The sequence below is a fragment of the Pseudomonas sp. genome, assembly GCF_030150285.1.
In the GTDB taxonomy this organism is placed as follows: Bacteria; Pseudomonadota; Gammaproteobacteria; order Pseudomonadales; family Pseudomonadaceae; genus Aquipseudomonas.
In genome coordinates this window covers 1-21,411 of the sequence record NZ_JASLGE010000075.1, presented here as the reverse complement: position 1 = coordinate 21,411, position 21,411 = coordinate 1, and the positions used below count along the sequence as shown (strand labels likewise).

The window sequence follows — 21,411 nt, the reverse complement described above, 5'->3', positions numbered from 1 at the left end:
TGCGCATCAGGCGCTTATAGGCGTTTTGGTTCTTTGCATATGCCCAAACATGACTTTTGCGCATAACTACAAACTGGTATCGTGCCCCACTCCGTGGGGAGTGCGCGGCCGTGCGCGCAGACAAGCTGTTAGCAGCCTGAGAACAGGACCTATATGTACGTATACGACGAGTACGATCAGCGGATCATCGAGGACCGCGTCAAGCAGTTCCGGGATCAAACCCGACGCTATCTGGCAGGGGAGCTGAGCGAAGAAGAGTTCCGCCCCCTACGCCTGCAAAATGGCCTTTATGTCCAACGCTTTGCCCCGATGCTGCGCGTCGCTGTGCCTTATGGCCAATTGACGTCGCGGCAAGCGCGAATGATGGCAAAAATCGCCCGCGACTATGACAAGGGTTACGCCCACATCAGTACTCGCCAGAACGTTCAGTTCAACTGGCCTGCACTGGAAGACGTACCGGATATCCTGGAAGAGTTGGCGACCGTGCAAATGCACGCCATTCAGACCAGCGGCAACTGCCTGCGGAACGTGACGACCGACCAGTTCGCCGGCGTTGCTGCCGATGAGCTGATCGATTCGCGCCCGTGGTGTGAGATTGTTCGTCAGTGGACCACCTTCCACCCGGAATTCGCCTACTTGCCACGCAAGTTCAAAATTGCGATCAACGGTTCGGCGTCAGACCGCGCAGCGATTGAAGTGCACGACATTGGCCTGGAGCCTGTGTTTAACGAGGCCGGTGAGTTGGGCTTCCGCGTGCTGGTCGGTGGTGGCTTGGGCCGTACGCCGGTGATCGGCGCGTTCATCAATGAGTTCCTGCCGTGGCAAGACCTGCTCAGCTACCTGGAATCCATCCTGCGGGTTTACAACCGCTATGGCCGCCGGGACAACAAGTACAAGGCGCGGATCAAAATTCTGGTCAAGGCCCTGACACCTGAAGTCTTCGCCGAGCGCGTTGAAGCCGAGATGGTTCACCTGCGTGGTGGCTCGACCACCCTGACCGAAGCCGAAGTGCAACGTATCGCCAAGCATTTCGTCGACCCGGACTATAAAGTCTTGCCTGACTTCAGCGCCGAACTGGCTGAACTGGACAAACAACACCCGGGCTTCGCCCGTTGGCGCGCCCGCAATACGTTGGCCCACAAGAAACCGGGCTACGTCGCTATCACTTTGTCGTTGAAACCGACTGGCGTAGCGCCGGGCGATGTGACCGACAAACAGTGGGACGGCATTGCCGACCTGGCTGACCAGTACAGCTTCGGCCAACTGCGCACCTCCCACGAACAGAACATCATTCTGGCCGACGTCGAAGAAAGCCAGTTGTTCACCCTGTGGGGCGCTCTGCGCGAGCAAGGCTTCGCCACCCCGAACATCGGCCTGCTGACCGACATGATCTGCTGCCCTGGCGGCGACTTCTGCTCGCTGGCCAACGCCAAGTCGATCCCGATTGCCGAATCGATCCAGCGCCGCTTTGAAGACCTGGATTACCTGTTCGACATCGGCGAGCTGGACCTGAACATTTCGGGCTGCATGAATGCCTGCGGTCACCACCACGTGGGCCACATCGGCATCCTGGGTGTCGACAAAAAAGGTGCCGAGTTCTATCAGGTGTCGCTGGGTGGCAGCGCCAGCCGTGACGCTAGCCTGGGCAAAATCCTCGGCCCGTCGTTTGCTCAGGACGATATGCCGGATGTGATTGAAAAGCTGATCGACGTGTACGTTGAAAAACGCAACGAAGACGAGCGTTTTATCGACACCTACCAACGTATTGGCATCGATCCCTTCAAGGAGCGCGTCTATGCAGCGAATCATTAAAAATAACGAAGTCATCGACGAAACCTGGCATTTCCTGCCAAAGGACGCGAGCTTCGACGGCATTTCCAACTGTGACGACCTGATCGTTCCACTGGCCTTGTGGCGTGAGCATGGCCACGCCCTCAAAGCCCGCGATGGCGGCCTGGGCGTGTGGCTGGACAGCGATGAAGAGGCAGAAGAAATCGGCCCCGACGTAGAACACTTTCAGGTTATTGCCCTGAACTTCCCGGCGTTCACCGATGGTCGCAGCTATTCCAACGCTCGCCTGTTGCGTGATCGTTATGGCTACAAGGGTGAACTGCGGGCCGTGGGAGATATTCTGCGCGATCAGTTGTTCTACCTGCAGCGCTGTGGCTTCGATGCATTTGCCATCCGCGCCGACAAAGACCCTTACGAAGCGCTGGAAGGCTTGAAAGACTTCAGCGTGACCTATCAAGCCTCGACGGACGAGCCTAACCCGCTGTTCCGCCGCCGCTAATAGCTGCTTGCCGCCCCGGGAACTGCCCATTGGCAGCCTCGGGGCGCGCTCGCCCTGCCCGCTAACGAGAGGCAGGGGGTTTGGCGAACGGATGCTCCTGCACCTCCTCGCGCGTCAACCGAGTGATCAGCTCGGCCCGGCTTTGGTCACGCCGCTGACTGATCTGCTGGCTTTGTGTCAAAAAGTCCGCGCTGCTCAGCCCTTCGCGTCGCGTATAGAGTTCGTCCATGCGCTGCTCGGGCGACAGCACCACCCGGGAAAAGTCCATCGGGTATTTTTTCTCCAGAAACGCCTCCCAGAAGCCCTGTTTCTCGATCGACGCCATCATCGCGGGCGTGTCGTCATTCTCCAGCGCAAAGGCCTTCGCGGCCTCCAATTGCGTCTGCGTCACCTCGATAATATGGCTGTAGTGCATGCTCGACGGGCGCGCTGGCAACTCCAGGTCATCGGCCAATTGGACATGAAAGTACATTTGTACCTCCAGGGGTTCCACCTGGTTGATCCGGGACTGCAAGGCCAGCGGGCTCAGCAACTGCGCCAACCGTAAAGCACGAGGAGAGCCCAGGCGATACGCCACGCCCTGCTGCTCTACAGCCTCCATACCGGCGACAGCCTCAACCTCAAGCCCAGCCAGGTCCACCATGCGTTGCAGTTCCTCAACATACCCGGCTTGCTCAGCCATGATCTGCGCGATTTTGGCATCCACTAACCCTTGCACATACTGATCAAGCCGATCCATTCGAAACATCCCGCGTGCCAGTTTCAACAGTTGCGCCTCCGTGGCCGCCGATTTCTCCGCGACATACACCTTATGGCTCAACTCCATATCGGAAAAAATCATGGCAATGCCATCCACGCATGCCCGCTCATGGCTAGCTACAGCGAACAGGCGCCTGCGCAACTCCGTGTTGTCGTGGAGGGCCTGCATCAGATCCCAGACCCGTTGCGTCAAATTGTCCCGGGTTTGAGCAAACTGAGGTGACACACTCATGTCTTCAAGCACCCGAAAAAAATCGACCGAATTGTGTGCTTCATACAGGCTACGCCAGAGCTTGCGCTGCACGTCGGTGGGTTCTGGAGCCCAGTTGTGAATACCGCGTCCGCGCGAGGTGTGCTCGCGCTGAGGGCGTATGCCCAGGTCAATGCCGTGATCGCGCCGGTACACTTCAAGCTGCCGAATCGCGGTAGCCGTCAGCGGGTTATCGTGTAAATGCGTTACCCGGTTCAGTCGCGCGCGTTCTTCAGTCAAGAGCCCGGCAGGCAGGGTGCGGATTTGGTTGTCACGCAGGTCGAGGGTTTCAAGATTCGACAGCGCTTCGACCCCTTCCGGCCAGCCTGTGGCACCGGTATAACGCAAATACAGGTGTTTGAGCCTGGTCATGCGGCCGACCTGAACCCTCTGCGCCAACGGGCTGCCGTTCAGGTTCAGCGACTCCAGGCGGGTAAGCCCCGCGAGGGTCGAGAGCGACGGCGCATCCAGAATGATTCGATTGTCCTGCAAGTCCAGCTCAAGCAGATGCGTCATCGAAGACAGCTCGGCAGGCAACTGCCTCAATTGCATACTTCTTAATGAGAGCGTCCGTAACTGTTTAAACAGCATCAGAAAGTGAGAGGGAATCACGGCACTCTGCGCGTTTGCCATTTTCAACGCCGTGATATGCGAGAAATTTGCCGTCAACACGGGTAACCCGTCCACGGGCCAAGCGTTGAGATCCAGCTCATACCCCGTGTGCTCGGCACCCTGCACACTGCGGCTTTGCCGCCGCCAGGCACGTATCAGGGTCAGGCTGATACCGCGCTTGGCCTGCTCCGATAACAGCACGCGCGCGCCCCGAGGCGGTTGCGTCCAGACGTCCGAACGCACCCAGGCCGCCAGCTGCACACGCAAGGTTTTGAGCTCGCTTTTCAATTGGGCCAATGCTTGAACGGCAGGCCCCGGCTCAACGCGCAAACGCAGTAAAAACTGGCCAATCTGGGCCTCGGTCAACTGCGGATACAGCTCAGCCACCCGATCTTTGAGCAAGACCGTCTGACGCACATCGACGTGATGACTCGATCGCCCTCCAAGGGTGTAACCCAAGCGCCCATCCGCCAACCGCATGGGTGATTTGAACCAGGGTTTTATCGTGTGCAGCCCCAACTGTTGCGCTGAATGCGCGCGCTGTTGCGCAGCACTGGCCGCTACCCGCTGGCTAAGTACCGCAAGAGAACCCTCACTGCCCAGACCCAAATCGTCCCGTTCAAGTGGCGTCAACGCTTCATGGACACAGGCTAGAACACCGGGGCTGGTGAGCGTCTGTTGGCGAGAAGTCACGTAGTACTCATAGCCGTCTGCGCGCTTGAACACCTCACGCCGAAGGGGTGCCGTTTGCGCTCCGATGCTGTCCAGTTCCAAGCCTGTGGCCTTATCCAGCAGTACAAACCGAACATTGCTGGGCCATCCCGACAAGGAGGGCAAGGTATGAAACGCCAGACGCTGACTGTCGGCGCTGCTCAATTCGCTGAAAAAAAGCCCCTCCAACGCTCTGTTCAGCCGCACCACTTGCACGTAACTGCGGGCCTCTTCAAGCACGCGCAACGGTAAACGCTGATCATCGGAAAACCGTTCAAGTTCCGGTGGCGTCATGTGCGCGGCCAGCTCTGCCGTCACCCCGGGGGGCAAGCTCGGAAATTGCCTTTCAAGGTTTAACTGCAGTGCCGTTTTAGGGGCGAGATCAAGCGTCAGCCGCTCGATTGTCGGCAGCACATGGTCACGTGCAAAGGAGCCCAAAAGCTGTTTAAGCGCCTGCACGCGTTGCGCACTGTCACTGCCCACCGACCCCAGCATGCCCTCTATCTGCTCTGTGGACAGGCATTCCAGCAGCGTGCTGAGCAAGTCCCCCCGATCCACTTGCGCCTGGGTCACTTGCACCCGGCCGCCGGGCGTGCTCAGGTTCTGGCCATACTCCTTGATCAAGGCACCTTGGTTGCTCAACAGGCGCACCACCTTATGAGGTGGCCAGCCGGGCAACTGCGGCAACAGTTGCAGTTGCAATTGGGCGTCTTCGGCCACATGGCCGGAAGCCTGGGTCATACGGGCGATAAAGCCAGTGAGATACTCACTGGCACGTACCCGGCTCAAGGTATTGGCCAGCAAGGGAGGCACACCCAGATTATCCCTGTACAGCGTACGCAGCATGGGCTCTCGGGTGTCCGTGAGCGCAAGAATGGCCTCAGCCACCGTGTCGTCAATACCCTGCACCTGATACCCGAGGCGTTTGAACAACCGCAGGCGCGACCACTGGCCAGGCATGTCGGCTTCATGGACCCAGGTGCCCTGGCCATTATGCTGCACCACTGGGGTATAAGCCTGAGGGTCTGAGGGGTGTTCAATGACGCCTTCCCGAGCCCCGGGCGCCATTTTCAGTGAATACACGGCATCGTCCAGCAAGAGGTACTGGCGGGTATCGACACTATAAATACCCTGGGCATCGGGCTTCAGACCCGCTACCCGCGTGCGGGGGTGTTGATACGCCATCAGGTCAGGCTTCCACAAGCGGGCCTGGCCGTTCGCCAGCTTGACCGGCTCAAGCGCATCGACCACGGGCTGCGCTTTCAAGGCCTTTACGGCCCCGGCCGTAGCGCCCGCCAGGGCAGCGCTTTCAGCCACGTCGAACAGATAGCCAAGGGCTGCCACGCGGTCATTGTGTTGCCAGGCTTTTATGCCGTTGTACACATCTACGCCCAACTCAACCACGCTGGCCGCCAGTAAGACCTCCCCCAGCACCGGCACAAAGCCCAGTGCCAGGGTCATCAGGCTCAAGCCCGTATTCAGGTAAGTGGCCTGGCGAGCCTGGCGGCTCTTACTGTCTTCGTCAGCGGTCGGGACTACCAACAAGCGCGCATCATCCTTGAGCCGGGCCAATTGCAATGCCCAGGCCACCCGAAACGGATCAGCGGCCTGCGCCACAGCCTGCGTGACGGCGAAGAGCGCCGGCTCAGTAATCACCGGCGAGCGCACCAACAACAGCGAGTCCCAAGTGACGTTGCGTCCATCGATACGACGCTTGAACTCGGCACGATAGCGCAAGGGCGACAGGTTTAAAAAGTAAGTCACCCACAGCGGCGACTTTAGCCACTCTCGCAACGTGTGTTTGAACAGATCAAAGGTGGCAAACTCATGCAGCGACTGTTCCGGAGAGTGCGGCAAATACACAATACAGCGCTGTACATCGCCCGCCGGCAAGCCTTGAGGCCAGAACACAACCACACCCGGCAATTCAAACTCCATGATCTTAAGTGTGCTGTGTGTAAGGTCAGGTTTCGCGATCAGTGCACCCGAGGCATCAAACAAACTTTTAAGAAAAAGATAGCTGTCCGGGCGTATATAACGCTGCATAAAATCCATGTGCACCGAACACAAAAAATCGTAACGCTTACTGACACTAAACAGTGCGCTGACTTGCTCTGTCTGCGAAAAACCCTGCGCCTCAGGTGCCTGTACACTATCTGGTTCAAACACTGAACTTAGATGGCTTTGATATTGTTCACCCAGATTAAGTTGCCGGCAGATTCGGGCAAAGCCTTGCGGCGTGACACCGGGCTGGATGACCTCCTCATCGTCCAGTACCTGATAGATGCAGGAGCCCGCATCAAAGCCCTGTTCTTCAGTGGCCTCGAAGTTCTGCAGCGCCGCTTCCAGCAGGCTGCTGCGCGTGGTGCTGGTCACAAGGTTCAACTCAAATGACGCCGGCACCCAAGGGGCTGGCCACAGCCACCGCACCAGCGAGTCGGCCAGATTAATATGTTGCTGGGCCAAAAACAGCAGGTTCTTACTGAGCAAATTGACCTGTTTGAGCCCGTGCTGCCGGCAGTTAAGCTGCGACCAGCCCTGCTCAGACAACGCCGCGAGCAACAAAGGCTCGGCAAATGTTTCAATGGGCGTTAACCGGGCCATGAGCGCTGCAACGGACCGCTGCGCCTCAAGACTATGATGCATGGCATCACGCAGTGCCTGGCGCAACTCCGAAGGGGAATTTCTAAACCAGGGAGACAATAGCGGTTCTATAAACTGGCTGTATTGATTTTCAACGACGGTATGACTCAGTTGCTCTGAGGGGCTCGCAACCGAGTGTTGTTCTACAGAAGGAACACGGCTAATAAGTTCTGACATCACTGACGCCTAACGTATAGAAGATACCGTTAGCTTATACGCAGAGAGGCGGCACCATATCGCCAAATACTTGATCAAACTTACCCACGATCAAACAATAAGCCAATGAGATAACAGCAATAATTACCGCACTTTATTTGTTTAGGCATTAGCGAAGCATTGTGCTCCACTAAACACCGGTTCCCTGTCGCGATCGTTCAATCACGACAGGGACGGCGCAATTACCAGAAACGTTGCTGCGTCAGGCGACTCCACAGCGAATCCACCACTTTTTCAGCCGAGTGGCTGGCCGCAAGACCTACACGTTCTTGCAGGCTTTTGCGTTGCGCGTAATGCAGGTGGTACAGGTTGGCCTGCTGGGCACGCTCCGACAGGTACTCGTCGCTGGTTTTCAGCTCATCGACCAGCTGTTTTTCAACCGCCGCCACACCGAGCCAGACTTCACCGGTGGCCACTTCATCAATCGCCAGTTGCGGGCGGTACTGCGCGACAAAGTTCTTGAACAGTTGATGAGTAATATCCAGGTCCTGCTGGAACTTCTCGCGGCCTTTCTCGGTGTTTTCGCCAAACACGGTCAAGGTGCGTTTGTACTCGCCAGCGGTCAGGACTTCATAGTCCACGTCATGTTTTTTGAGCAGGCGATGAACGTTGGGCAACTGCGCCACCACGCCAATTGACCCCAGGATGGCAAAGGGCGAACTGATAATTTTCTGGCCAATGCACGCCATCATGTAACCGCCACTGGCGGCGACTTTATCGATGCAGATGGTGAGCGGAATGCCCGCTTGGCGAATTCGCGCCAGCTGTGACGACGCCAGGCCGTAGCTGTGCACCATGCCGCCACCGCTTTCCAGGCGCAGCACCACTTCATCGGCCGGGGTGGCCAGGGTCAGCAGCGCGGTGATTTCATGGCGCAGGCTCTCAGTGGCCGACGCCTTGATGTCACCGTCGAAGTCCAGTACGAACACGCGTGGCTTGTCCTCAGGCTGCTTTTTCAGTTTTTTATCGGCTTTACCCACCTGCTTGCGCAGGGCCTTGAGTTGGGCCTTGGTCAGCAGCGACTGTTCCAGACGTTCGCGCAGCCCCTTGTAAAAGTCATTGAGCTTGCTGACCTGCAACTGGCCGGCGGTGCGGCGACGCCCTTTGCCCCGTAAAGCCGCAAGGGTCACAAGCACCACCACAATGGCGACCACCAGGGTCACGGTCTTGGCCAAAAAACCGGCGTAATCGGCAAGAAATTCCACAGACGCTCCTTAAAGCACTCGCAGCCCTCGGGTCGGGCCGCGTATCGGCGTTCAGCATACCGACGCCAACAGGCCCCTGCCAGCCGGGAAACACCTTGAATAATGGCCTTTCCAGGAATTCAAACAAGCGTATGTTTTTTTATTGACAGGTTACCGGCATCCTCCTAACCTCGCCTGACTTCAACGTACCGGGACGACGCGGACGTGGGCAGCATCTATTTGATACGACATGGCCAAGCCTCCTTCGGTGCCGACAACTACGACCAGTTGTCGCCCATGGGCGTGCGTCAGGCGCAAATCATCGGCCAGCACCTGGTCGACCTCGGCCTGCGCCTGGACCGTTGCGTCTCAGGCGACCTGATCCGCCAGCGAGATACCGCCGAGCACGCTCTGCAGCAATTCAAGGCCGCCGGGCTGCCGGTTCCCTCACTGGACATTGACCCGGCCTTTAATGAATTCGATGCGTTCGGCGTGCTGCGCGCCCTGCTGCCGGGCCTGTTGCCAGACGAACCGTTGGCGCTGGCAGCGCTCAACAACGCCGTACACGCGCCGGCCGAGTTCCAGCGCATCTTCGACCTGATCGTCGCCCGCTGGCTAAGCGGCCAGTTCGACACCCCTGAACTGGAGAGCTGGCTGGCCTTTGTCGAACGCGTGCAAGGCGGCCTCGATCAGCTACTGGAGCAGGCCCGCGACCACCAAACCATTGCCGTGTTTACCTCCGGCGGCACCTTGACCGCCCTGCTCCACCTACTCACCCGGATACCCGCCAGCGAAGCCTTCAAGCTGACCTGGCACATTGCTAATACCTCGCTCAGCCAACTCCAGTTTCAGGGCCGCGAGGCCACCCTGGCTTCCTTCAACAGTGTTACGCACTTGCAACTGTTGAAGACGCCGTCACTCATCACTTATCGTTGAGCGTCGGCAACCGCGGCTTTAGCGCCGCCGTCCACTACCTCAAAAGGATCGAACCATGACTTCTGTAGCTGATGCCGTTCAAGCAATGAAAGCCAAATTCAACCCCGCCGCTGCTGCCGGCCTGGACTTGGTCTTCGGTTTCCGCATTGATGAAGACAAACACTTCTCGCTGATCGTCAAGGACAGCACCTGCGAGCTCAAAGAAGGCGAGAACCCGGACGCACAAGTGACCCTGGTCATGGACGGTGAAACCCTGGAAGGCATCGTCAGCGGCGAAACCGACGGCATGCAAGCGTTCATGGGCGGCAAACTGCGCGCTGAAGGCGACATGATGCTGGCCATGAAACTGAGCGACCTGTTCCCGGCGTAAGCCCGCCACGTCGTAAAAACCGAAGCCTGCGCGCTTCGGTTTTTTTTGCGTGCGCCATCAGGCTCACTGAGGTGATGCGCCAGCCCGGCCTCTGATTCCAGCCCCCAAGGAACGCCCATGTCCAAGACTCATCTGTTCGACCTTGACGGAAAAATTGCCTTTGTGTCCGGTGCCAGTCGCGGTATCGGTGCGGCCATTGCCACCTTGCTGGCCCAACAGGGCGCACACGTCATTGTCTCCAGCCGCACGCTGGAGCGCTGCCAGCCGGTGGCCGATGCGATTATTGCAGCCGGCGGGCAGGCGAGTGCCATGGCCTGCCACATCGGTGAAATGGAGCACATTACCCGCACCTTTGCGCAAATCCGCGACAAGTTCGGCCGCCTCGATATTCTGGTCAACAACGCCGCCACCAACCCGCAGTTTGGCAGCGTGCTGGACACTGACCTCGGCGCCTTCCAGAAAACCGTCGACGTGAATATTCGCGGGTATTTCTTTATGTCGGTCGAAGCCGGCAAGTTAATGCGCGAGGGCACCGGCGGCAGCATTATCAATGTTGCTTCGATCAATGGCGTGTCGCCCGGCGTGTTTCAGGGCATCTATTCGATCACCAAAGCCGCCGTCATCAATATGACCAAGGTGTTCGCCAAGGAGTGCGCGCCGTTTGGTATTCGCTGCAACGCCCTGCTCCCTGGCCTCACCGATACCCAATTCGCCTCGGCACTGGTCAAGAATGACGCCATTTTGAAAACGGCCTTGCAGCACATCCCGCTCAAGCGCGTGGCCAACCCTGAGGAAATGGCCGGTGCCGTGCTGTACCTGGCCAGTGATGCGTCCAGCTACACCACCGGCGTGTCCTTGAATGTGGACGGGGGCTTCTTGTCCTGATTCACCCGCCCGACCTGCGAGGGGGCAACCGTCGCGGGCCGGGCGAGCGTTAACCCACGGCCAGTGTTTCGACCACCGCCCACACCGGAACGAAACCCAGCGGCAACCACACCGCCAACCGTGGCCGGTAAGGCAACAGCATCAGCAGGCCGAAGCCGCTCATCGATAGCAGGCCAAACCAGCCTACCGGCCCCATCGCCCAGCCCCACGCTTGCCCGCAAAACCAGAAACTCAGCGCCAGGCAGCCCCAGCCTGCGGCACGAAGCAAGCGGCGCAAGCGGGTCGAGGGAACGGTTTTCCACACTTGTTTGTAATGCCGCTCCAGGCCTTGGCACAGCGCAAGCATGCCCAGATAGGCGAACGCCCAGGCTGCAAAGAAATGTCCCAGCATGTCAATTCACCTCGGCCAGGCCGGCCGCTTTTTTGCGCGGTGCACGTTCCACCGCAGGCTGCGAGACTTTCCAGCTCATCCACAACAACCCGGCACCGAGCGCCACCGACACCAGCTCAAGGCCCGCACGCGCGGGCAAAGCCCACTGCTGATCCACCGTCAACAGACTCAACAGCGGTAAGGTCAGGCACATCACCCCGGCCAGGCCCAATTGTTCGCGCCAGGCGTGCATTCGCGGCCTCACCAACGCATGCAGCAGGCTCAACGCCCACACCCCAAAAAACACGTCCAGCTCGGCACCTGCCCGCTCAGCCATGCCGACCGGCAACAGGTGATTGCCCCACAGCAAGCTGATACACGCCAGGCTGACCCCCGCGATAACCGTGATGTTGATGGCTTCCACCAGCCGATACAGTGCATGGGCCACGCGGCCTTCACTGGCGTACTTGCGTCGACGCTTGACGGTGAACAGCACCAGCCCGCTGGCAATCATGGCGCTGCTGATCAAACCGCAGATAAAGTACAACCAACGCATCGGGTAACCGCCGAACTGAGCAAAGTGCAAGCCGGAGACCACCTGATGCGTGAGCACGCTGGCACGCGTCTCGCCCGGCCCGGACAACAGTTCGCCGGTAACCCCGTCAAAACGCATGTTCTGCCCCTTGGTAAGCGCGATCCGATTCCCCAGGATCGACCTCACCTGGATTTCGGCATTGCTCTTGCCGGGGTTCGTGATACCGATACCGCTCAGTGGCCCCATCACCTCACGGGCCTGGGCCAGCAGCGGAGCCAACGCCACCATGGCGGCCGGTTCCACGCTGGCAGGCCGTTTCACTACAAGGGCGGCCGGCGTCGCGTCCTGTGCTTTGAAGTACGCCTCACGGTCGCCTTCGAACAGCGCGTCCATGGCCGCCGGCATGTAGATCAGCAAAAATATCGCCAGCCCCGTGTACGTAATCATCAAGTGGAACGGCAACAACAGCACAGCACTGGCGTTGTGGGCGTCCAGCCAGGAGCGCTGGCCCTTGGCAGGCCTGAAAGTGAAGAACTCCTTGAAAAACTTTTTATGAATCACGATGCCGCTGACCAGCGCGGCCAGCATGCCCATAGCCAGAGCACCCACCAGGTAGATGCCGATCATGCGCGGCATGTGCAAGGTGAAGTGAAACAGGAAGAAGAACCGCCCGCCGACCGTCTCGCGCACGGGCAATGCTTCCCCGGTATTGGGGTCGAGCGTCACCGAGACACCGTCACGTCGCCCGCCCGTCGAGGCCTGCAGTTCAGGCGAGCGCTCATAGGGAAAGCGAATGCCCCATTGTTTGGCCCCCGCTTCGTGTTCGCGAAGGTAAGCCAGCCCATGCTCAACCGCCTGTTCATTACTGATGATTCGGGCAGGCAGTTCGGGGTGCATCCAGGTGTCGATTTCTTTATCGAACACCGCCAGTGTGCCGGTCAGGAAAATCACGAACAGCAGCCAGCCCACGATCAAACCGCCCCAGGTGTGCAGCCATGCCATGGATTGGGTCAGTGTCTGTTTCATCCCAGGCGCTCCAGCAGTTGCGGCCAAAAGCCGATCATCGCCAAGGGCACGGCCAGCACCGCGCCCATCCAGGCACGGGCCTGGTTGCGAGCGGCAAACGCCCACAGAATGGCGAAGGTGTAGACCACAAAGGACAACAGGCTGGACACGATCAGCGAGTCAACATCATCCAGCGGCAACAACCGGGCCAGCGCTGCCGTGAACGCGTAGGTAAACCCATAACCACCCACCAAGGCTGCCACGGTGCGGGACAGGATCGGCACCCAGGCCGTAGATCCGTATTTCATGTATGCATTCCTTCATTGCACGGTTCTGCCCGCCGTTTTTTTACCGTCGGCAGATGTGACAACGGCGCGGCCCCGTCTCCCCGGGTGCCACGCCTGTATACGCCTTGGCTGACACACGCTCAGCCTGAAGGCAGACGGTTAATCAGAACGACGTCGTCACCGACGCAAAGTAAGCACGGCCCGACTCGTTATAAGTTTGCGCGCCCGCCTCATCCGAGTTGCCCTTGCGGTACAGCTGCTTGTCGAACAGGTTGTTGATGCCTACCCGCACGCTCAGGTGTTTGGTGAATTCATACCCACCACTCAAGCCCACGATCCCGTAGGGATCGACCGGTTGCTGCACGCTTTTTTCCAGCGGCCGGTTCGCACGCAGGTTGTGTTCAGGCGGTGTCTGCTTGCCGTAATACGTGCCGCTGACCTGAAGTGACAACTGCTCGGTGGCGTACCAGTCCAGCATTGTGTTCAGGGTGTACTTGGGAATGATACTCAATGGCTCGCCGGTTTTCTTGTCTTTACTTTCAATCATGTAGGTCAGGTTAGTGTTCCAGTCCAGGTCCTGGCTGAGGCTGACAAACAGGTTGCCTTCAACCCCCTGTACCACGGCCTTGCCACTGTTTTCCCACTGCAACACGCGGCGACCGTCAGGCAAGCGGAAGGCCGCCTGGTTGCTGGCATTGATCTTGTTCTCGTAGTCGTTGCGAAAATAAGTACCGCTGGTGCGCCAGTTGCCCTTGTCGAACGCCAGGCCAATCTCTTTGTTGATGCTGATTTCCGGTTTCAGGTCCGGGTTACCCACCAGGTAGCAGCCGCCGATGTTCACCTCAACCGAGCTGCAACCGGCACCGCGGCTGTAGAGCAGGTAGTTGGGGTTGGACTGGTACAGGTTCGGGGTTTTGTAAGCCCGTGCGATGCCCCCCTTGATGCTCAACGCGTCGGTGATCTGGTGCGACGCGTTCAGGCTTGGGCTCCAGTTGCCACCAAACTTATCGTGGTGATCAAAGCGTACGCCCGGCGTGATGATGGTGTCGGCACCCGCTTCGATGTTGTCTTCCACGTAGAACGCGTAGCTGTTGGCCGTGGATTTGGTCTGGGTACGGTCGGTGCCCTCAAGGCTCGGGATGCCACCTGCACCCGGATCCCAGGTTTGTGCACGCAACGAACCCGGATCGTTCAACGACTCGTACAGGTATTCGCCGCCCAAGGTCAGCACCTGTGCGGTGCCCAGGGTGAGCGGCAGGTTCACCTCGCCCGTGGCGCGGGTGTTGCGCAGCCGCGACTCGAATGACCCGGCCGCCTCATTCGGCGCGCCCTCACCGCTGCCCGCCAAACCTTCGTTAAGGCGGGCATTGCGAGTCAGGTCATGCGTCAGCGAGGCGCTGGTCGAGCCCCAGTCAAACGAGCCCTTGTGGGTGGCCGAGAAGGTGCTGCGCTGCAATACGCTGGTTTCCTTGCCATACAGGCGGTTAACAAAGTCACCGCCGCTGTTGAGCATGGTGTCACCGGCAAAAATATTACCCTGGCGGCTGTAGCTGGCTTCCAGGTCCAGTGACTGCTCAGGGGTGAACTGCCAACTGAGCAAGCCATTGATGTCTTTGTTGCGCACGCCCTCGCGGCCCGCGACCAGGCCATCTGCGGACGCCTGCTCGGCGGTGTTGATGCTTGCATCGTCGGCGTCGGTTTTGCTCAGGCCGCCGTACACGCGAAACACCAGATCATCCGTGATCGGCCCGCTGAGGTTGAAGTTGGTGCGTTTGCTGATGCCTTCGGCGTCGTCTTCCGGCGACAGGTAATACGCGGTCAACGAGCCGCTGAGTTTGTCCGTTGGGCGCTTGGTGATGATGTTGACCACCCCGCCCATGGCACCTGACCCGTAACGGGCTGCGGCCGGGCCACGCAGAATTTCAATACGCTCGACCTCCTCGGCCGGCACCCAGTTGGTTTCACCCCGCGTGTCACGGTCACCGCTCCAGCCGTAACGCTGGGCGTTGCGCGAGGACGACGGCTTGCCATCAATCAGGATCAGGGTGTTTTCCGGGCCCATGCCACGCAAGTCGATTTGCCGGTTATTACCGCGAGCGCCGCTGGAACTGTTACCCGTCAGGTTGACACCCGGTTCGCGGCGGATGATTTCAGACAGGTCATTGGCCGGCGGGCGTTTTTTGATGTCTTCGGCGGTGATGATCGACACCCCCGGTGCCTGCTTCAACGCCTGAGCTGCCGTGCCCAACACACGGGTTTCTTCAAGCTGTAGCGCCTGGCGCGTACCGTCGACCGGCAGGTCGGTAGACTCCACCTGAACCTCATCGCGATCGCGTTCCAGGACATCGGCCTGCAACGAAGGTGAAGCCAGTGCAGCAGCAAAAACCAGTGAAAATTGACTGCGTTTAAATCTAGACGACATGTCCAGTTGTTCCCTTAACTGTGAATGATGCCGAGCAGGCCAAGGGCTGGAAAATCAGGCACACGGCGGCCCGTGGGGCGTATCGTGAAAGCTCTGCCTGGCGCTGCGAGAGCGCCAATAGTAATCATTCTCAGATAAGAGTAAAGGCCAAATGCGAAATAGACATGTTTAGATTGGGAGCAAGGACTGTGATTTAGAGCCTTTTCTGACGAAAAACGCTCAAATATATTGCCAAAAGGCCTACAAATTGAGAAAACGCCGACCCAACGCGTTAAGCCCTCTCATTTTTTTGAGTACCCCCCCATGCATGATGAACTGCACATCACCGACCTGTTGCCCGGTAGCGGTAAAGCGGTGGTCAAAGGTGCCTTGATCACCACCCACTACACCGGCTGGCTGGACGACGGCACGGTGTTTGACTCCTCATTCCAGCGCGGTAAGCCCTTCCAGTGTGTGATTGGCACGGGGCGCGTTATCAAGGGCTGGGACATTGGGCTGATGGGTATGCAGGTCGGCGGTAAGCGCGTTCTCCAGGTGCCCGCGCATTTGGCCTATGGCGACAGAAGCATGGGCGCGCACATCACGCCCCATTCAAACCTGCGGTTTGAAATCGAACTGCTGGAAGTACTGACGCGCGACGATTGAGATCACGCAAGGTTAGCGAAAGCTGAATCGATTAATCTTACGCTTTACTCGCCTTATCGCCACAGCGTTATCGATCGCGCCTATCCCTTACACCGTGTACTGCCTGAACAACTCCTCCTTGATGATCAACAGGGCATCTTCGTAATAACGCTCACCCCGGGCTTCACTGAGCAGCACCGAGCGCACGCTGCCTTCACCCTCGCGCGGGCGGTGTTCGCAGGTCAGGTAGAACTCGGCGGTTTCGGGCCTGAATTCCAGGTAATAAAACAACTCGCGGCCTTCACGGTGCCAATAACCGATTTCTCTACGCATGGGGATCTCGCTGGAGGTGAAAATCGCACAGAGTACCCGTAGTCGTCGCGATGCGTTGAAGTGCCCTGTTTAAAGCCTGCGCACTGGGGGCCGCCGTGAGGCTGATGCGTACCGCGTCGGTGGCTCCGGGCTTGACCGCAAACACATCAGACGGCACAACATCGACACCCGCCTCACGGCAGGCCTGAGCCAAGGACATATCGCGGCGGGCGGCGGTCAGCCAGATATGCGGCGAGGGGGTGGTGGTTTGATACATCATGTGCCCCAGGTATTTTTTGGCCAGTCGCCAACGCCGTGACACCTCTGCCGTTTGCCAGGCGAGGCGCTGCTCAGCCGTGCCGTCTGCGAGCCATTGACTGGCAATGGCCACGCATAACGGTGACACCCCCCAATGCGCCGATTGCGCCTGCGGATCGATACGCGCCAACACCTGCGGGCTGGCCACAATCCAGCCCACCCGCACACCGGCGGCAACGGTTTTGGACAAGCTGCTCACCAGCACGCCCAAGTCCCCCAGCAACGCGCACAACGGCGGGTTGTCGGTCAGCGCACCGTACACGTCATCCTCAATCACCCGCACCCCGTGACGGTGGGCGACCTGTGCAATCGCCTGCTGGCGGGCCAGCCCCATCACGGCCGACGTCGGGTTTTGCAGGGTCGGTGTGAGGATGGCAAGCCGAGCACCCGTCGCCCGAATCATGCGGTCAAAGTCCTCAGGCACCATGCCTTGCTGGTCAAGGGTAACAGCGTGCAGGGGCAAGCGCAGTTGCGCGCAGGCCGCCTTGATACCCGGCGCGGTGTAAGCCTCAACCAGCACCGGCTCACCCGCCTGGCACAATGACAGCAAGGCCGTAAACAACCCTTGCTGGGCCCCGGTGCACAACATGACATGTTCGATCGGCACAGGCAGCCCGCGGCGTTTAACCCAGTCGGCCCCGTGGGCACGCGCCAGTAACAGGTCCGCCGCGCTCAAGTACCCCTGCAAGCGCACCGCCTGCCCGGTGTCGAGCAGCCACGACAAGGCACGGGCATCGCCGGGCGCGGCATGATCCACGGCCGGCACGTTGGTACGCAGGTCAAGCCGGGCGGGTAGTTCGTCGACCTGCTGCAACTTGAACAATGTGGCTTCCTGGCTACCGGCCAGCACGTAGGTGCCACGCCCCACCTCGCCCGCGACCAGATGCCGGCGCGCCGCTTCACGGTAGGCCTGCATCGTGGTGCTGGGGTTCCAGCCCAGCGCCCAGGCCAGCCGGCGTTGCGGCGGCAAGCGTTCGCCGGGTTTCAGTTCGCCACAAGCGATAGCCCGGGCAATCGCATCCACCAACGCCACGTAGCGCGGTTGCTCGGAATCCGTCAGGGTGGGAGTCCACATTTATTGTCGGCCATGCAATATAAGGGTCGGCCCATACAATGCTTCGTGCTTAGAATCGCGTCAAATCCCTTGATGACGGTGTGCCATGTTTGACTTGAACGCGCTTCGCTCGGCGGCCTCAACCGTGTACCAAACGCTCACCCCGACCCCGCAACTGGCCTGGCCCGTCCTGGCCGAACGCTTGGGGTGCGCCGTGTGGGTCAAACACGAGAACCACAACCCCACCGGGGCTTTTAAAGTGCGCGGCGGGTTGCTTTATGTGCAGGGCTTGCTGCAACGCGAACCGGACACCCAAGGGCTGGTAACAGCCACCCGTGGCAATCATGGCCAAAGCTTGGCACTGGCCGCCCGCCACTGTGGCATGCGCCTGCAGATCGTGGTCCCTGAAGGCAATTCGCTGGAAAAAAATGCCGCCATGCGCGCCTTGGGAGCCACGGTGATCGAGCATGGCAAAGACTTCGATGAAGCCCGCAGCCACGCCGCGCAACAGGCTCAGGCCCAAGGCTGGCATCTGGTGCCGGCCTTCCACCCCGACTTGATTCGCGGCGTGGCCACGTATGCGCTGGAGCTGTTCGAAGCCGTGACCGAACTCGACACCGTGTACGTGCCCATCGGCATGGGCTCGGGTATTTGCGGGCTGATCCAGACCCGTGACCTGCTGGGCTTGAGCACCGACATTGTCGGCGTGGTGTCCTCCCATGCCGATGCCTTCGCCCAGAGCGTCGAGCAAGGTCGCGTGGTCCACACGGACAGCGCCCACACGTTTGCCGATGGTCTTGCCTGTCGCCAGCCCTTGCCCGACGCGCTAGCAATCATTGCCAACGGCGCAGCTCGGGTGATTCGTGTGTCAGACGCCGACATTGCCCACGCCATGCGCGTGTACCATGAAACCACCCACAACACGGCTGAAGGTGCTGGGGCGGCGGCACTGGCGGGGTTGATCAAGGAACAGGGCCTGCAACAAAAGCGACGGGTCGCGGTGATCCTGAGCGGGGCCAATATCGATCGGCACCTGTACGCCAGCCTGCTCGGTCAAGCGTCAGAGGGCTGAGCCAGGGGCATCCGTTGGCGACACTCGGCAAAACCCGCTCAGGTGGCTATGCTCAATCAATGACCCCGAGCCCTGCCCTTCGCCAGCCCTGCCCTCCCGGCGTTTGCAACTGCAAACGCGAACAGTTGTTGGGGGCTAGCGAGACCGACCTGCGTATTCTGAAGCTGACCCGCCTGGCAGAAAAAGAGTTGCTGGAACGCTTGGAAAACGTGCAGACCCTGAGCCAGCTGGAACACCTGCAACGCCGAATGTACGACCAATTGGGCATTCAGGTGTCCATCGAACCCGGCTTTAATGAAGTGCGCTCCGCGCGTGGTATAGACATTCAATTGGCGGAGCAACCAGGCCTGTGCAGAAAAACTCGCAAAGACATCCCTGCTGCAATCCGTCGAGCTATGACAAAACACCCGGAAATAGCCTACAAACTGTTGGACGAACACGACTTGTTGAGAGGTACCTGAGCGTGCCTCAAATCGCCTGTTTAACACTGAAAACGGATCATTTCCGCAACTCAGAAAAAAATCACTTGCCTGTGCAGCTACACTGCACTATAAGCCCGTCTTTCTCACCAATCAGAGTCTAAACATGAGCTCCGGATTCACCGAGGACGAAATGCGCAGAGCGCTCGGCCTTGACATGCCAACGCCCCCCGCGACCCCTCACCTGCAACCTGCTGCACCGGCCCCCGTTGTGGCTCCGGCCCCGATCCCGCCCCCCCCGAAAACGGCGGCCCCGCGCGCGCCGGTCAAGCGCCGCGGCCCGATCCTGCGGGTCACGCTGCAAGTGAGCAAAGTCTTCGACGGCGAAGAAACCCCGTTCGTCCACGACTCAAAATCCCTGAGCCGTTTCGATGCCGAGCAGGAAGCCAAAAAAGCCCTGGCCAAAGCCGGGTTTAAATACTTTGTCGTCGAGTCTATTGTTAAGGTCGATTGAGTCGCAGGGAGCGATTGGCACTGGATAAAACGCCTGCCAAAAGGCATCCTCCGCGATTTTTCAAGCGAAGCTGCCCAGCCAAGGAATCTGCCCCATGCTCCCTCACCCCCTGAACGCCGCCGAGTTCGACCTTATCGAAAACGCCCTGCTCCAGTACGGCGACGACCATAGCGTGCTCAACCCCTGCGAGCTGGATGGTTATTTCACCGCGCTGGTGTCTGGCCCGGTACCCGTTGATATCGCCGAGTGGTTCCCGGCCATCTGGGGCGGCCAGAACCCAGCGTGGCAAAGCCCGGAAGAAGCCAAACAATTCATTGAACTGAGCGTCAGGCACATGAATACCCTGGCCGCGCAACTGGCCACGGACAGCCAAGCCTTCGCACCGCGCTTCGAACACAGTGAACATCATGGCCACACCGTAACCCTGGCCGAAGAGTGGTGTTTTGGCTACCTGCGTGGGGTTTCTGTCGCCAACTGGCCCACATTGCCCGCCATTCAGGCCGGTCTTTTGCAAGCTATTTCCGATTGTGCCGAACAGGACAACTTTGAACTGCCCGAAGACCTCGACATCGCGGCACACCAGCACCAAGTGTCTGAAATTGCTCCTGCGGCACGCGCGCTGCATGACTACTGGTCGAGCCAACGCTGATGATCGTGCTCACCCACTTCGATGCGCCGGTCAGCGAGCCGATCAACAGCCAGATAATGCACATGGTGGTCGACCAGCTCACGGAACTGAGCATGATGGACCTCACGCCCAGCAACCTGCTGTACAACATCTACCAGTACACCCTCGGCTACGAAGTGCACCTGTACCTCGAAGCACTGGGCGGTACCCAAGGGATTGCGGTTGAACTGATTGTCGCCACTGATGAACAGGCCCCGGACACCGTCACGGGTTTCGTCCTGTACCTGCCGGTCAAAGACGATCCACAGGCGAGCGGTATTGCCTACATGGCAGAACGGGCGAGCCATCACGGCCAGGGCGTGACACGGGCCCTGTTGCAGGCTGTGATTGCTCGATATCCGCACACCGAACTGACCTGCAGCGTGCGCAGGGTAGCCGATTTTGAAGCCATGGGCCTGCACGTCCTTGGCACCCGTGGCCCGCAGGTTGTCATGAACACCCGCGACCACAGCACCGACGGGTTGATGGGCGTCTTGGATGTTTCGGCGGTGTACAGCTCTACAGAAGTACGCCAGATCCACACCTACCTGCTCAATCGCCACGGCAAGAAAGCCATGATCGACGCCGAGAAAAAACGCGACCGCCAGATCGACCAGCTCACCGCCAAAGCCAGAGCCTTTGTCGCCGAACGCCTGAGCCAATAGCTGTTGTTCAGGGTTTACGATCGCTGCGCAATCGGACGTAGCCTCGCCCAGCTAGGCAACTGCTACGGCACACGCCGCACGCGCTGTTGATCTTGATCTTGATCTACAAGCCCCTTTTCGGCAGGCCGAGAGCAGGTTCTGCGTAGAGGGTTGACCGGCATGGATGCCGGGAAAGCCGTGTCGGGCCAAGGATGGCCCGTCTCGGCGTGCCCTCGAAGCGGGACCGGAGCGAGGGAACCTGAGCGCAGCGAAGGCCGAACGTCGGGGCAAGGCCTTTTTGGTTCCTTTTGT

Annotated in this window: 19 protein-coding genes; 11 read left to right on the top strand and 8 right to left on the bottom strand. The window is 59.4% G+C overall.

The window, feature by feature from the left end; all coding sequences use genetic code 11:
• Positions 1-153 precede the first annotated feature (153 nt).
• Positions 154-1,812, top strand: coding sequence for a nitrite/sulfite reductase (locus Q1W15_RS17005; RefSeq protein WP_300730415.1), 1,659 nt, complete (start codon positions 154-156; stop codon positions 1,810-1,812).
• Positions 1,796-2,290: a DUF934 domain-containing protein gene (locus Q1W15_RS17000; protein ID WP_300730413.1), complete on the top strand. Its 495-nt coding sequence runs from the start codon at positions 1,796-1,798 to the stop codon at positions 2,288-2,290. Before Q1W15_RS17005 ends, Q1W15_RS17000 begins: the two co-directional genes overlap by 17 nt.
• Positions 2,291-2,351: 61 nt before the next feature.
• Here Q1W15_RS17000 and Q1W15_RS16995 read toward each other — a convergent pair whose 3' ends face one another.
• Both Q1W15_RS16995 and sohB read right to left on the bottom strand, forming a co-directional pair.
• The gene (locus tag Q1W15_RS16995) at positions 2,352-7,442 is read right to left on the bottom strand and encodes an NEL-type E3 ubiquitin ligase domain-containing protein (protein ID WP_300730411.1); all 5,091 of its coding nucleotides are present in this window, start codon (positions 7,440-7,442) and stop codon (positions 2,352-2,354) included.
• A gap of 221 nt (positions 7,443-7,663) precedes the next feature.
• Complete coding sequence (gene sohB / locus Q1W15_RS16990) at positions 7,664-8,686, bottom strand: protease SohB (RefSeq protein WP_300730409.1); 1,023 nt, start codon at positions 8,684-8,686, stop codon at positions 7,664-7,666.
• A gap of 204 nt (positions 8,687-8,890) precedes the next feature.
• On the opposite strand from sohB, the gene Q1W15_RS16985 reads away from it, so the two are divergent.
• The 3 genes from Q1W15_RS16985 to Q1W15_RS16975 all read left to right on the top strand — a co-directional run bounded on the left by Q1W15_RS16985 (position 8,891) and on the right by Q1W15_RS16975 (position 10,856).
• A complete protein-coding gene (locus Q1W15_RS16985) occupies positions 8,891-9,601 on the top strand; it encodes a histidine phosphatase family protein (protein ID WP_300730407.1) in 711 nt (236 codons plus the stop codon).
• A gap of 55 nt (positions 9,602-9,656) precedes the next feature.
• Positions 9,657-9,971, top strand: coding sequence for an SCP2 sterol-binding domain-containing protein (locus Q1W15_RS16980; RefSeq protein ID WP_300730406.1), 315 nt, complete (start codon positions 9,657-9,659; stop codon positions 9,969-9,971).
• Positions 9,972-10,088: 117 nt separating this feature from the next.
• Positions 10,089-10,856, top strand: coding sequence for an SDR family oxidoreductase (locus Q1W15_RS16975; RefSeq protein WP_300730404.1), 768 nt, complete (start codon positions 10,089-10,091; stop codon positions 10,854-10,856).
• Positions 10,857-10,905: 49 nt separating this feature from the next.
• Here Q1W15_RS16975 and Q1W15_RS16970 read toward each other — a convergent pair whose 3' ends face one another.
• From Q1W15_RS16970 to Q1W15_RS16955, 4 genes are all read right to left on the bottom strand, one after another.
• Positions 10,906-11,247 (bottom strand): DUF3325 domain-containing protein, encoded by a 342-nt coding sequence (locus Q1W15_RS16970; RefSeq protein WP_300730402.1) that lies wholly within the window; start codon positions 11,245-11,247, stop codon positions 10,906-10,908.
• Position 11,248: 1 nt separating this feature from the next.
• The gene (locus Q1W15_RS16965; RefSeq protein ID WP_300730400.1) at positions 11,249-12,787 is read right to left on the bottom strand and encodes a PepSY domain-containing protein; all 1,539 of its coding nucleotides are present in this window, start codon (positions 12,785-12,787) and stop codon (positions 11,249-11,251) included.
• A complete protein-coding gene (locus Q1W15_RS16960) occupies positions 12,784-13,074 on the bottom strand; it encodes an iron transporter (protein ID WP_300730398.1) in 291 nt (96 codons plus the stop codon). Before Q1W15_RS16960 ends, Q1W15_RS16965 begins: the two co-directional genes overlap by 4 nt.
• A 142-nt stretch (positions 13,075-13,216) precedes the next feature.
• Positions 13,217-15,475, bottom strand: a complete 2,259-nt coding sequence (locus Q1W15_RS16955) for a TonB-dependent siderophore receptor (protein WP_300730396.1) — start codon at positions 15,473-15,475, stop codon at positions 13,217-13,219.
• Positions 15,476-15,778: 303 nt separating this feature from the next.
• Here Q1W15_RS16955 and Q1W15_RS16950 point away from each other — a divergent pair, with 303 nt between their 5' ends.
• Positions 15,779-16,120, top strand: a complete 342-nt coding sequence (locus tag Q1W15_RS16950) for an FKBP-type peptidyl-prolyl cis-trans isomerase (protein ID WP_300730394.1) — start codon at positions 15,779-15,781, stop codon at positions 16,118-16,120.
• A gap of 87 nt (positions 16,121-16,207) precedes the next feature.
• Here Q1W15_RS16950 and Q1W15_RS16945 read toward each other — a convergent pair whose 3' ends face one another.
• The gene (locus Q1W15_RS16945) at positions 16,208-16,432 is read right to left on the bottom strand and encodes a hypothetical protein (RefSeq protein WP_300730392.1); all 225 of its coding nucleotides are present in this window, start codon (positions 16,430-16,432) and stop codon (positions 16,208-16,210) included.
• Positions 16,425-17,804, bottom strand: a complete 1,380-nt coding sequence (locus tag Q1W15_RS16940; protein WP_300730391.1) for a PLP-dependent aminotransferase family protein — start codon at positions 17,802-17,804, stop codon at positions 16,425-16,427. Before Q1W15_RS16940 ends, Q1W15_RS16945 begins: the two co-directional genes overlap by 8 nt.
• Before the next feature lie 85 nt (positions 17,805-17,889).
• Here Q1W15_RS16940 and Q1W15_RS16935 point away from each other — a divergent pair, with 85 nt between their 5' ends.
• From Q1W15_RS16935 to Q1W15_RS16915, 5 genes are all read left to right on the top strand, one after another.
• Entirely contained in the window at positions 17,890-18,855 is a 966-nt protein-coding gene (locus Q1W15_RS16935; RefSeq protein ID WP_300730389.1) for a threonine dehydratase, read from the top strand.
• Positions 18,856-18,914: 59 nt separating this feature from the next.
• A complete protein-coding gene (locus Q1W15_RS16930) occupies positions 18,915-19,316 on the top strand; it encodes a hypothetical protein (RefSeq protein ID WP_300730387.1) in 402 nt (133 codons plus the stop codon).
• A 124-nt stretch (positions 19,317-19,440) separates the two neighbouring features.
• Entirely contained in the window at positions 19,441-19,788 is a 348-nt protein-coding gene (locus Q1W15_RS16925; protein ID WP_300730385.1) for a hypothetical protein, read from the top strand.
• A gap of 94 nt (positions 19,789-19,882) precedes the next feature.
• Positions 19,883-20,437 carry a UPF0149 family protein gene (locus tag Q1W15_RS16920; RefSeq protein WP_300730384.1) on the top strand — a complete coding sequence of 185 codons (555 nt, stop codon included), beginning with the start codon at positions 19,883-19,885 and terminating at the stop codon, positions 20,435-20,437.
• On the top strand, positions 20,437-21,120 hold the full coding sequence (locus Q1W15_RS16915) for a GNAT family N-acetyltransferase (protein ID WP_300730382.1): 684 nt from the start codon (positions 20,437-20,439) through the stop codon (positions 21,118-21,120). Before Q1W15_RS16920 ends, Q1W15_RS16915 begins: the two co-directional genes overlap by 1 nt.
• The last annotated feature ends 291 nt before the right edge of the window (positions 21,121-21,411 follow it).

Bases quoted from the DNA above. Each gene is read 5' to 3' on its own strand.
- Q1W15_RS17005 (WP_300730415.1), top strand. From the start codon at position 154: ATGTACGTATACGACGAGTACGATCAGCGGATCATCGAGGACCGCGTC.
- Q1W15_RS17000 (WP_300730413.1), top strand. From the start codon at position 1,796: ATGCAGCGAATCATTAAAAATAACGAAGTCATCGACGAAACCTGGCAT.
- Q1W15_RS16995 (WP_300730411.1), bottom strand. From the start codon at position 7,442: ATGTCAGAACTTATTAGCCGTGTTCCTTCTGTAGAACAACACTCGGTT.
- Q1W15_RS16980 (WP_300730406.1), top strand. From the start codon at position 9,657: ATGACTTCTGTAGCTGATGCCGTTCAAGCAATGAAAGCCAAATTCAAC.
- Q1W15_RS16975 (WP_300730404.1), top strand. From the start codon at position 10,089: ATGTCCAAGACTCATCTGTTCGACCTTGACGGAAAAATTGCCTTTGTG.
- Q1W15_RS16970 (WP_300730402.1), bottom strand. From the start codon at position 11,247: ATGCTGGGACATTTCTTTGCAGCCTGGGCGTTCGCCTATCTGGGCATG.
- Q1W15_RS16965 (WP_300730400.1), bottom strand. From the start codon at position 12,787: ATGAAACAGACACTGACCCAATCCATGGCATGGCTGCACACCTGGGGC.
- Q1W15_RS16960 (WP_300730398.1), bottom strand. From the start codon at position 13,074: ATGAAATACGGATCTACGGCCTGGGTGCCGATCCTGTCCCGCACCGTG.
- Q1W15_RS16955 (WP_300730396.1), bottom strand. From the start codon at position 15,475: ATGTCGTCTAGATTTAAACGCAGTCAATTTTCACTGGTTTTTGCTGCT.
- Q1W15_RS16950 (WP_300730394.1), top strand. From the start codon at position 15,779: ATGCATGATGAACTGCACATCACCGACCTGTTGCCCGGTAGCGGTAAA.
- Q1W15_RS16945 (WP_300730392.1), bottom strand. From the start codon at position 16,432: ATGCGTAGAGAAATCGGTTATTGGCACCGTGAAGGCCGCGAGTTGTTT.
- Q1W15_RS16940 (WP_300730391.1), bottom strand. From the start codon at position 17,804: ATGTGGACTCCCACCCTGACGGATTCCGAGCAACCGCGCTACGTGGCG.
- Q1W15_RS16935 (WP_300730389.1), top strand. From the start codon at position 17,890: ATGTTTGACTTGAACGCGCTTCGCTCGGCGGCCTCAACCGTGTACCAA.
- Q1W15_RS16930 (WP_300730387.1), top strand. From the start codon at position 18,915: ATGACCCCGAGCCCTGCCCTTCGCCAGCCCTGCCCTCCCGGCGTTTGC.
- Q1W15_RS16925 (WP_300730385.1), top strand. From the start codon at position 19,441: ATGAGCTCCGGATTCACCGAGGACGAAATGCGCAGAGCGCTCGGCCTT.
- Q1W15_RS16920 (WP_300730384.1), top strand. From the start codon at position 19,883: ATGCTCCCTCACCCCCTGAACGCCGCCGAGTTCGACCTTATCGAAAAC.
- Q1W15_RS16915 (WP_300730382.1), top strand. From the start codon at position 20,437: ATGATCGTGCTCACCCACTTCGATGCGCCGGTCAGCGAGCCGATCAAC.